Source organism: Arthrobacter sp. 05T45 (genome assembly GCF_056395875.1).
Genome location: NZ_JBFTKI010000002.1, coordinates 252,242 through 263,494 on the forward strand (window position 1 = coordinate 252,242; position 11,253 = coordinate 263,494).

Genomic DNA, 11,253 nt, shown 5'->3' on the forward strand with positions numbered 1-11,253 from the left:
ACGGGGCTCATGGGAGCCTCCCTGCTGGAGACTGCAACCAGCGCCGGGCGAAAAGTTCCGCACAGCGTCCGGGCACGCCACACCTACCGGGGAATGCGGACCGCGGAACATTACTTCCAGGTCCCCCTGGACCACTTCAGCGAGGCGGGGCGCCGCGGCGAAACCATCTCCGTGTTCGCCCGCGAGTACGTGTCCACCGAACACAGCGAGGCAGAGGCCGCCGGGCTGCCCTGGTTGCTTTTCCTGCAGGGCGGTCCCGGCGGGCGTGGAAACCGGTTCCCGTCGCTGGGCGGCTGGAGCAAGGCCGCCGCGAAGGACTTCCGGATCCTCATGCTGGACCAGCGCGGCACCGGCCTGTCCTCGCCCGTCGACCGCAACACGCTGCCGCTGCGCGGCACCGACGCGGAGCAGGCTGACTACCTGACGCACTTCCGCGCCGACTCGATCGTTGCCGACGCCGAGGCGATCAGGGCAGCCCTGGACGCCGCCCCCTGGACCATCTACGGCCAGAGCTACGGCGGTTTCTGCGCGCTCAGCTACCTTTCCTTCGCCCCCGGGGGGCTGCGCGAGGTCCTCGTGACGGGCGGGTTGGCCCCGCTGGGTGGCTCCGCCGACCGTGTGTACCGGGCCACGTTCCAGCGGGTCGCGGCCCGGAACGCCGAATACTTTGACTGGTATCCCGAGGACCGGGCCGCCGTCACCCGGATCGCCCGGCACCTGCGGGAAACGGAGGAGGTGCTGCCCGACGGCGGCCGGCTCACGGTGGAACGGTTCCAGATGGTGGGCTCGTTCCTGGGCGGGAACACCCGGGTGGACGCACTGCACCACCTGCTCGAGGACGCCTTCGTGGCCACACCGGACGGCGACCGTCTCTCGGACACCTTCCTGGAGCAGGTCCGGGGCCTCGTGTCCCGGGCCGCGAACCCGTTGTACGCGTTGATGCACGAATCCATTTACGCCCAGGACGGTGCCACCAACTGGGCCGCCTGGCGCGTGCTGGAGGAATTCCCCGAGTTCCGCCCCGACGCCGGCGAACCGCTTCTGACCGGGGAAATGGTGTACCCCTGGTATTTCGAGCAGGACCCGGCCCTGCACCCGCTGCAGGACGTGGCCCGGCTCCTGGCCGAAATGGACGGCTGGGCACCCCTCTACGACCCGGAGCGACTGGCGTTGAACACCGTGCCCGTCGCCGCGGCCGTCTACACCGACGACATCTACGTGGACCGGGAGCTGTCTCTGGAGACGGCGGCCGCGGTCCGGGGCCTACAGGTCTGGGAAACCGGCGACTTCCACCACGACGGCATCGCGGACGACGGCGAGGCGATCTTCGGGCGCCTGCTGGGGATGGCCCGTTCCGCCCGACGGTGACCGGCCGCGGCCAGGCAAAGGGCCCGGGCCGATGGCGCCCGGCTTGGCAGGTACTGCTTAAACAGGTACGGCGCCGGACCCGTGAGGGTCCAGCGCCGTACTGCTATGCGCCGCGGGGTGTGTCCTGCACTCTCACCCCGGCGGTTTGGTACTAGTCGACGTCGCTCAGGCTCTTGCGGGAGTCCTCTTCCAGCCGGGCATCCAGCTTCGACTTGGACGCCTTGGAGCTCATGAGGCTGGCGACCACCGCGACGACGATGGTGCCGATGATCACACCGAGCGAGACGTAGGTGGGGATCTCGGGGGCCCATTCGATGTGCTGGCCGCCGTTGATAAAGGGCAGCTCGTTGACGTGCATGGCGTGCAGGACCAGCTTCACACCGATGAACGCCAGGATCACGGACAGGGCGTGCTTGAGGTAGATGAGCCGGTTCATGAGGCCGCCGAGCAGGAAGTACAGCTGGCGCAGCCCCATGAGGGCAAAGATGTTGGCGGTGAAGACGATGAAGGCGCTCTGGGTGAGGCCGAAAATGGCCGGAATGGAGTCGACAGCGAAGAGCAGGTCCGTCATGCCGATGGTCACGAAGACGATCAGCATCGGGGTGAACACCTTCTTGCCGTCAACGACGGTGCGGAGCTTGCCGCCGTCGAACTTCTCGGACATCGGCAGGACCCGGCGGATCCGGGCGATCAGCGGGTTTTCCTTGTCTTCCTCGTCCTCGCCCTCGTCCTGGGCCTGCTTCCAGGCGGTCCAGAGCAGGAAGGCGCCGAAGATGTAGAAGACCCAGCTGAACTGCTCGATCACGATCGCGCCGAGCATGATGAAGATGCCGCGGAGGATCAGGGCGATGATGATGCCCACCATGAGCACTTCCTGCTGATACTTTCTCGGTACCGAGAAGCGCGCCATGATGATGATGAAGACGAACAGGTTGTCGATGCTCAGGCTGTATTCGGTCACCCAGCCGGCGATGAACTGGCCGCCGAATTCCGGGCCGGTGAAGGCGAACATGGCGCCGGCGAAGACCAGGGCCAGGGCCACGTAGAACGCGACCCACAGTCCGGCTTCTTTCATGGAGGGCTCATGCGGGCGTTTGAGGACCATCAGCAGGTCGATGGCCAGAATGACGCCGAGGACGACAAACGAGCCGATCTCGAACCACAGGGGAAGCTCGGGCACGGGGGAAATACCTTTCGTAGGGTACAGCTCAGCGGTGTAAGTCTCTCCGACCGCCGGCGCATGACGCTGCCTGGCTGCCCGCTACGCCCGGCGCGGCATCGTAGCCGTGCGTGTTGACGATCGTAGCGTTTGGGATACTCCCCTACGTTTGACCGAGTTTACCCTAGGCGTGCCCCGCGGATTGCATTTGCCGCAGTTCCTTCTTCAAATCCCCCACCTCGTCGCGCAGCCGGGCGGCCAGTTCGAACTGCAGCTCCCCGGCTGCGGCGTGCATCTGTTCGGTCAGCTGTTCGATCAGCCCGACGAGGTCCTCGGCCGGCGCGGCGGCGAGCCCGTCCGCACGGATGAGCGAGGTGCCCTTGCCCTTGCCGCGGTTCTTCCCGGCCGCGGCCAGCAGCTCGCGGGTGTCCGCGTCTTCCTTGGCCAGCTGGTCGGTGATGTCCGCGATCTTCTTCCGGAGCGGCTGGGGATCGATCCCGTTCTCCGTGTTGTAGGCCACCTGGATGGCGCGGCGGCGGTTGGTCTCGTCGATGGCATGGGCCATCGAATCGGTGATGCGGTCCGCGTACATGTGCACCTGGCCGGAGACGTTTCGGGCGGCACGCCCGATGGTCTGGATCAGGGACGTCGAGGAGCGCAGGAAGCCTTCCTTGTCCGCGTCCAGGATGCTGACCAGCGACACCTCCGGGAGGTCCAGGCCTTCACGGAGCAGGTTGATGCCGACGAGGACGTCGAAGACACCCATCCGCAGTTCGCGCAGGAGTTCCACGCGGCGGAGGGTATCGACGTCGGAGTGCAGGTATTCCACCTTCACGCCATGGCCCAGCAGGTAGTCCGTCAGGTCCTCGGCCATCCGCTTGGTCAGGGTGGTGACCAGGACCCGCTCGTTCTTCGCGGTCCGGGTCCGGATTTCGCCCAGCAGGTCATCGATCTGCCCCTTCGTGGGCTTGACGACGACCTCGGGGTCGATCAGGCCGGTGGGGCGGATGATCTGCTGGACGAAGCCGTCGGACTTGCCGAGCTCGTACTTGCCCGGCGTCGCGGACAGGTAGACGGTCTGGCCCACGCGGTCCTGGAACTCGTCCCATTTGAGCGGGCGGTTGTCCATCGCCGAGGGCAGCCGGAAGCCGTGGTCCACGAGGTTCCGTTTGCGGGACATGTCGCCCTCGTACATGGCGCCGATCTGCGGCACGGTGACGTGGGACTCATCGATCACCAGGAGGAAGTCGTCCGGGAAGTAGTCGATCAGGCAGTGCGGCGCGGTTCCGCGGGCCCGGCCGTCGATGTGCGAGGAATAGTTCTCGATGCCGTTGCAGAACCCCATCTGCTGCATCATTTCCAGGTCATAAGTGGTGCGCATCCGGAGCCGTTGGGCCTCGACCAGCTTGTTCTGGCTTTCCAGCACGGCGAGGCGCTCGGCCAGTTCGTCTTCGATCCGCTTGATCGCCCGGCCCATCCGTTCCGGACCGGCGACGTAGTGCGAGGCGGGGAAGACGTACATTTCGTTCTCGTCCCGGAGCACTTCGCCGGTCAGCGGGTGCAGGGTCTGGATATTTTCGATCTCGTCACCGAAAAACTCGATCCGGATCGCCAGTTCCTCGTACATCGGGATGATTTCCACGGTGTCCCCGCGGACCCGGAACGTGCCGCGGTGGAAGTCCATGTCGTTGCGGGTGTACTGCATGGAGACGAACTTCCGGAGCAGGTCGTCACGGTTCATCTCCGCCCCCTTGCGGAGGGTCACCATCCCGGCGATGTATTCTTCCGGGGTGCCGAGGCCGTAGATGCAGGAGACGGTGGCAACCACGATCACGTCGCGGCGGGTCAGCAGCGCGTTGGTCGCGGAGTGGCGGAGCCGTTCGACTTCCTCGTTGACGGAGGAGTCCTTCTCGATGAAGGTGTCCGTCTGGGCGACGTAGGCCTCCGGCTGGTAGTAGTCGTAGTAGGACACGAAGTATTCCACGGCGTTGTTCGGCAGCAGTTCGCGGAATTCGTTGGCCAGCTGCGCGGCGAGGGTTTTGTTCTGCACCATCACCAGGGTGGGCCGCTGGACCTGCTCGATCAGCCAGGCCGTGGTCGCGCTCTTACCGGTACCGGTGGCGCCAAGCAGCACGACGTCTTTTTCGCCGTTCTGGATGCGCTCAGTCAGCTCTGCGATGGCGGCCGGCTGGTCACCCGCCGGCTGGAACTCACTGATGACCTCGAAGGGCGCCACGACGCGGTTGATTTCCTGGGCAAGACTCATGTACCTAATCTACCGCCGGGCTGTGACAGGATGCCCTGATTCAGCTTTGGGCAGTACCGGGGCCGGCGGCAGGTGCCGTTGCGGTGGCGCCGCCGCCGGTGCCGGCACCGGCGTCGTCTGCTCCGGCGTCGTCCGCGTACGACGGCGGTTGCCATCCCGTGCGCTGCACCCACGCTTCCATCCGGGGCCAGGCATACCCGGTGAACCAGCCCTCCTTGTCGGCCGCGTAGCCGGCGGTGGACTTGTCGACGCCGTGCAGCCCGGCGACCCGTTGCTTTTCGGCCACATAGTCCGCCCGGGCCTCGGGATCGGCGCGCAGCCAGTCGCGGAAGCACAGCGCGTACCGCCAGCCCGGCGAGCCGGCCGCGCGGAGGTGGAGATTCACCGGCCGGCCGGGGTCGGCGTTGCCGTGCAGCCGCTTGCCCCAGTCGGCAGGGTCCGGGTGCGAGGGTTTCGGGTTGTCGGCGATGATGCCGGGCCAGCGCGGGAATCCTGCGTCGGCCAGCAGCGGCGCGATCCGGTCCGCGGTGTCGAGGTCCCGGACGCTGAGCTGGAGGTCGATCACATCTTTGGCGTCGAGGCCATGGACGGCCGTGGACCCGAGGTGGTCGACGGCCAGGACATCCTGCGGGACCGCTGCCCGCAGCCGGGCGATCAGCCGGGCGGCCTGCGCTGCCCAGGCCGGATCGGCCGGGGCGAGGACCGGCCCCGCCGTCCGCGGGGCGATCCTTTGTTCCTTGAGGTTCAGTGCGAACGGCATCAGCCGCTCCTCCCACAGCGCGTCGACCGCGTGCCGGAGGTCCTCCGGGGTGCCGGAGTTGTCCAGCACGACGTCCGCGGCGGCCAGCCGGTCCTCGCGGCCCGCCTGGGCTGCCATCCGGGCGCGCGCCTCGTCGGCGGTCATGTTGCGGTGTTCGGCCATGCGGCGGACCCGGACGTCGTCGGGGGCATCCACCACGACCACCAGATGGAAGTTCTTCCCTTGCCCGGTTTCGACCAGGAGCGGGATGTCCTGGACCACGACGGCGCCGGCCGGGGCGGCGGCGACCATCGCCGCGGCGCGCTCCCGCACCAGGGGGTGGACGATGCCGTTCAGCGCGGCCAGGCGCTCCGGATCACCGAAGACCAGGGCACCGAGCCGGGCCCGGTCCAGCCGGCCTTCCGGGCTCAGGACGGCGGCACCGAAGGCTTCCACCACACTGGCCAGCCCGGGCGTACCCGGTTCCACGACCTCCCGGGCCAGCGCGTCGGCGTCGACAAGCACTGCTCCAAGGTCGCGCAGGCGCGCGGCAACCATGGACTTCCCCGAGGCGATTCCGCCGGTCAACCCGATCTTCAACACCTCACCAGACTAAACTGAACCGGTGGCAGATGCGGCGGAATCCCCCGAGAGCAGGACGGCCGTCTACACCACCCTCGCCGCGGGGCCCGGGTTTCGGCACGAAATCGAGGTCAAGCGGTCCCGTTTCATCACCGTGCTGGCCCGCTCGGCGGACGAGGACGCCGCCCGGGCCGTCCTGGGCGGGTTGCGCCGCGAATTCCATGACGCCCGGCATCACTGCTTCGCCTTCGTGCTCGGCCCCGACCGGGACATCCAGCGTTCCAACGACGACGGCGAGCCGTCCGGCACCGCGGGCATCCCCATGCTCGAGGCGCTGCTGAAGCGGGAGACCGCACCCGGCGTCGCCGATCTCAGCGACGTCGCCGTCGTCGTCGTGCGCTATTTCGGCGGCATTCTCCTTGGTGCCGGCGGCCTGGTGCGGGCCTATTCCGAATCGGTGTCCGGAGCGCTGGAGCTGGCTCCCCTCGTGCGGCGCCGCCGGCTGCGCATTTGCTCGGTACCCGTACAGCACGCCGTCGCCGGCCGGCTCGAGAACGATCTGCGCGCCGCGGGGTATGTCATGGCCGAAACCCGTTACGAGGCGCAGACTACTGTCCTGAGGCTGGCGCTGCCGGATGATCCGGAAGAACTGGCCCGGGCAGCGGACCGCGTGGCCGCCATGTCGGCCGGCAGTGCGTCGCTGCTGCCCGGAGAAACGGAGTGGATCGATGTGCCCATCAGCTGAGCCCGTGCCCCCGGTCGCGCTGCTTGACGTCAGCGAGGACGTTCTCGAACAACTCCTGGAACTTGCGCTCCGGGACGCCGACGCCGACGAGGTCACCCCGCCGCTGGGCACGACCGCCGGCTGGAACACCGACCGGATCAGCTGGTTCCGCGAATTTCACCGCGCCGCCGCAGCCGGCCTGGACGGTCCCGCGGGGCAGAAGACGTGGGCCATCAGCTGCGACGGGCAGATGGCAGGGTCCGTGCGGCTCAGGCGTATGGACACGGAGCCGGCAGCAGCGGATGAGGGCTGGGCCGGTGGTGGCGCCGGGGCTGTTGGTGCCGCCGGGGCTGGGCCAGGTGGTGGCGCCGGGGCCGTTGCAGGGGGTGGCGGCTGGGCGCTGGAGACCGGAATCTGGCTCGCCCGGAGCTTCCGCGGCCAGGGTGTGGGCCGCGAGGCGCTGCGCCTCGTAAGGGCTCGCGCCGCGTCGACCGGGGCAGCCGTCCTGGTAGCCGAGACGACGGCCGGCAATGTGGGAGCCCTCGCGTTGCTGAAGTACGCGGGCGCCGAACTGGTGACCGGTGCCGCCTCGCAGACGCACACGGTGCCGGTCATAGCGAAGATCCCGCTGCGCTGAAGGCATGGCACCCTGGGCCGGGCCCGGGCTCCCTTCCGTCATTGGACATGCCCCCGTCGTCAGCGCCTGGCTGCCGTCAAGGAGCCTACATTCCATGGCGCGGCCCCTTGCTTGTCCTGACGAGCAGGAAACGCGTGCAACGGCAGCCCGGTGCCTAGTGTCAGGAATGCGCATGTCCGGCACCAACGCATGGCGCCGGCCTCCCCGCACTGGACATGTCCCGCACCCAGGGCCAGGACTGGGCACAATCCTCAAATGTCCACGGCCCGGCTCGAAAAATGGGCATGTCCCCGGAGGGAGGGCTTCAAAAATGGGCATGTCCGGTGGTCCGGGCGCCCGCGGGGCATATCCGGCACCAGGGCATGGCGCCGTCCTCCCCGCACCGGACATGTCCCGCGCCCAGGGCCAGGACTGGGCACAATCCTCAAATGTCCACGGCCCGGCTCGAAAAATGGGCATGTCCCCGGAGGGAGGGCTTCAAAAATGGGCATGTCCGGTGGTCCGGGCGCCGCGGGGCATGTCCGGCGCCAGGGCATGGCGCCGTCCTCCCCGCACTGGACATGTCCCGCGCACGGGGCCAGGACTGGACACAATCCACAAATGTCTACGGCCCGGCTCGAAAAATGGGCATGTCCCCGGAGGGAGGGCTTCAAAAATGGGCATGTCCCCTCGGGGCACACAAAAAGGTGGCCGCCCCCGAGGGGACGGCCACCTTCAAGCTACAAACTGCCTGGCCTCAGGGAGCTGACTCCTTGAGGATCACGGGCAATTAGTTGCCGGTCAGCTTCTCGCGCAGAGCGGCAAGAGCCTCGTCCGAAGCAAGCGTGCCTGCACCGGTCTCGGCTGCAGCCGGCTCGGAGGAGTAGCTGGTGGTGCCGGAATCGCTCTCACCGGACGTTGCAGCTGCAGCGTCGTCGGCAGCGTGCTGGGCAACCTGCTTCTTGTGTGCTTCCCAGCGGGTCTGGGCGTCAGCGTACTGCTGCTCCCAGGCTGCGCGCTGGTTCTCGTAGCCTTCAAGCCACTCGTTGGACTCCGGGTCGAAGCCCTCCGGGTACTTGTAGTTGCCCTCTTCGTCGTACTCTGCGGCCATGCCGTAGAGAGCCGGATCGAATTCGGTGCTGTCGGCGTCGACGCCCTCGTTGGCCTGCTTGAGGGAGAGCGAGATGCGGCGGCGCTCGAGGTCGATGTCGATGACCTTGACGAACAACTCGTCACCAACGGAGACAACCTGCTCGGCCAGCTCAACGTGGCGCACGGCGAGCTCGGAAATGTGGACCAGGCCTTCGATGCCGTCTTCAACGCGAACGAACGCGCCGAACGGAACGAGCTTGGTGACCTTACCCGGAACAACCTGGCCGAGGGCGTGGGTGCGGGCGAAGGTCTGCCACGGATCTTCCTGCGTAGCCTTGAGCGACAGGGAGACGCGCTCGCGGTCCAGGTCGACCTCGAGAACCTCGACGGTGACTTCCTGGCCAACTTCGACAACCTCGGACGGGTGGTCGATGTGCTTCCAGGACAGCTCGGAAACGTGAACCAGGCCGTCTACGCCGCCCAGGTCCACGAAGGCACCGAAGTTGACGATGGAGGAAACGACGCCGGGACGGACCTGGCCCTTTTCCAGCTTGTTGAGGAACGTGGAGCGGACCTCGGACTGGGTCTGCTCGAGCCATGCACGGCGGGACAGCACAACGTTGTTGCGGTTCTTGTCCAGCTCGATGATCTTGGCTTCGATCTGCTGACCGATGTACGGAGCGAGGTCGCGCACACGGCGCATCTCGACGAGGGATGCGGGCAGGAAGCCGCGCAGACCGATGTCGAGGATAAGACCACCCTTGACAACCTCGATGACGGTACCGGTGACAACACCGTCTTCTTCCTTGACCTTCTCGATGTCGCCCCAGGCACGCTCGTACTGAGCACGCTTCTTGGAGAGGATCAGGCGGCCTTCTTTGTCTTCCTTGGTGAGCACCAGGGCTTCGACCTGATCGCCAACGGAGACGACGTCTCCGGGGTCAACGTCGTGCTTGATGGAAAGCTCGCGGGAGGGAATGACACCTTCGGTCTTGTAACCGATGTCGAGCAGGACTTCGTCGCGGTCGACCTTGACGACGGTACCTTCGACGAGGTCTCCGTCGTTGAAGTACTTGATGGTGGCGTCGACAGCTGCGAGGAAGTCCTCAGCGGTACCGATGTCGTTAATGGCGACTACGGGGGTACCGGGCTTCTCGGTGGAGGTGATGGTCATGTAGTAGGGGCTCCGTTGTGGATAGTGAGTCGGTCAGGCAAACCGCTTCGCCGGCATTATGGAATGCAGGCCAAGAGCACGGCGTCACAGCAAGCGTTCCGCCGGGTCATCCTGATTTTGTGGATTGTAGATGCGCGCACGTAGTACGCGCCTGTTTAGTCTAGTCGTTTACGCGAACGCCGGTCAAAGCGCACGGGGCCGTCCGTGTCGCCTTAGGCGCCGAAATCGGACCGGAGGCCTAGAAGTGCGTGAGGCAGTGCGGTGAACGTTCGACGGCGAACATGAGGCGCGCCGTCAGCGCCGCCCCGGCGGTGTGCTCGGTGATCCGGCCGGCAGCTTTCAGCGTCACGGGACAAACGGCGCCCAGATAGATGGAGCCGAGGTCCGCAACATCAAGGGACAGGTCCGGCTCAGCCTCCGGAGCCGGCCGCACCGTGGCCTCTCCCCCGCTGACCGTGAGCGCGAAGGTGCCGGCCGCGAAGCCGAGACTGTCCCTGACCGCGAGAACGACCGTCCCGTCGGCCGAGTAGCGCCGGGCCCCCAGCACCCGGGCCGGGTCCAGGACGCGCAGCCACAGCATGTCGCGGTGGTCCGATGCCTCGACGCATCGCGGGTCCTCAAGCGCCCAGGTCAGGGGGTCGTCCACCGGTGCATCCTGCCAGCTGATCCGGTCCACGAGGTCGATGCTGCCCAGGAACTGCCAGAGTTCCAGGTACGCGGCGTCATTCGCGGCCACGAGGTCCACGATCTCCATGGTGTACGGCTTGGCGCCCCACCCGGCGAATTTATAGGACACGTAGCCGTCCACGGTTCCGGCGGCGTCGTAGTGCAGGGCGCAGCGGATTGCCTCGTCCTCGCTGCCGTCCCGGCCGAGTATGCCCGAAGACCGCAGCCGGTACGCTTCCTGCCGCGAGATCGATCCGGGCATGGACGCGTGGACCCGACCAAAAACCTCGGGGGCCAGTTCCAGCAGGACCTTGCGGTCCGCAATCTCCACGGTGCCGGCGGGCGCATGGCGCAGCCGGAAGCGCGGCCCGGTGTCGACCTTGATGCTGCGCTCGAAGGTGGCCACACCGTAACCGAACCGCCCGTAGATCGAGGCCTCCGAGGCGGTCAGTGCCGCCAGCGCGACGCCGTCCGCCTTCGCCGCGGCAAGGTCCTCGGTCATCATCCGCCGCAGCAGTCCCTGCCGGCGGTGGGTCCCGCGCACCGTGACGGCCGTGACCAGCTGGGCTTCGAGCTGACGGCCGTAGCCGATGTTCAGGTCCTTGCGCAGGGTGGCGAAGGTCGCCACCGGGACGTCGGCAGCCAGCGAGTGGGCCGCAACGCCGTCGGCCTGGTAAACGCCGGTCATTTCACGGTTGTCCACGAGATACATGGCCATGATCTTGTCCGCGAAGTCGTCTTTGCGCGGCTCGTCGTAGAAGCCGATCCCGACCCCGCGCAGCCACGCCGTGCCTTGCGCGTAATCCGCCTCGTCCTTCGCGACCGCGCGGAACCGCCTGAGCTCGTACTTATCTGCCACGTACTTCT

General features: G+C 67.0%; 8 protein-coding genes. 3 read left to right on the forward strand and 5 right to left on the reverse strand.

Annotated features, from left to right (window positions below):
• Positions 1–9 precede the first annotated feature (9 nt).
• Entirely contained in the window at positions 10–1,368 is a 1,359-nt protein-coding gene (locus AC1DGD_RS03830; RefSeq protein ID WP_476856043.1) for an alpha/beta fold hydrolase, read from the forward strand.
• A 151-nt stretch (positions 1,369–1,519) separates the two neighbouring features.
• Here AC1DGD_RS03830 and AC1DGD_RS03835 read toward each other — a convergent pair whose 3' ends face one another.
• From AC1DGD_RS03835 to coaE, 3 genes are all read right to left on the reverse strand, one after another.
• Complete coding sequence (locus AC1DGD_RS03835) at positions 1,520–2,548, reverse strand: TerC family protein (RefSeq protein WP_028276830.1); 1,029 nt, start codon at positions 2,546–2,548, stop codon at positions 1,520–1,522.
• Positions 2,549–2,711: 163 nt separating this feature from the next.
• Positions 2,712–4,793: an excinuclease ABC subunit UvrB gene (gene uvrB, locus AC1DGD_RS03840; RefSeq protein WP_476855942.1), complete on the reverse strand. Its 2,082-nt coding sequence runs from the start codon at positions 4,791–4,793 to the stop codon at positions 2,712–2,714.
• A gap of 40 nt (positions 4,794–4,833) precedes the next feature.
• Positions 4,834–6,135, reverse strand: a complete 1,302-nt coding sequence (coaE, locus tag AC1DGD_RS03845) for a dephospho-CoA kinase (protein WP_476855943.1) — start codon at positions 6,133–6,135, stop codon at positions 4,834–4,836.
• Between the two features lie 22 nt (positions 6,136–6,157).
• Here coaE and AC1DGD_RS03850 point away from each other — a divergent pair, with 22 nt between their 5' ends.
• Together AC1DGD_RS03850 and AC1DGD_RS03855 are read left to right on the forward strand one after the other, a co-directional pair.
• Positions 6,158–6,859 (forward strand): IMPACT family protein, encoded by a 702-nt coding sequence (locus tag AC1DGD_RS03850; RefSeq protein ID WP_476855944.1) that lies wholly within the window; start codon positions 6,158–6,160, stop codon positions 6,857–6,859.
• A 4-nt stretch (positions 6,860–6,863) separates the two neighbouring features.
• Positions 6,864–7,475 carry a GNAT family N-acetyltransferase gene (locus tag AC1DGD_RS03855; protein ID WP_476855945.1) on the forward strand — a complete coding sequence of 204 codons (612 nt, stop codon included), beginning with the start codon at positions 6,864–6,866 and terminating at the stop codon, positions 7,473–7,475.
• 769 nt (positions 7,476–8,244) lie between these two features.
• Here the strand turns inward: AC1DGD_RS03855 and rpsA are convergent.
• Positions 8,245–9,720: a 30S ribosomal protein S1 gene (gene rpsA / locus AC1DGD_RS03860; RefSeq protein ID WP_018773018.1), complete on the reverse strand. Its 1,476-nt coding sequence runs from the start codon at positions 9,718–9,720 to the stop codon at positions 8,245–8,247.
• A 238-nt stretch (positions 9,721–9,958) separates the two neighbouring features.
• Positions 9,959–11,245 carry a GNAT family N-acetyltransferase gene (locus AC1DGD_RS03865; RefSeq protein ID WP_476855946.1) on the reverse strand — a complete coding sequence of 429 codons (1,287 nt, stop codon included), beginning with the start codon at positions 11,243–11,245 and terminating at the stop codon, positions 9,959–9,961.
• Positions 11,246–11,253 lie beyond the last annotated feature (8 nt).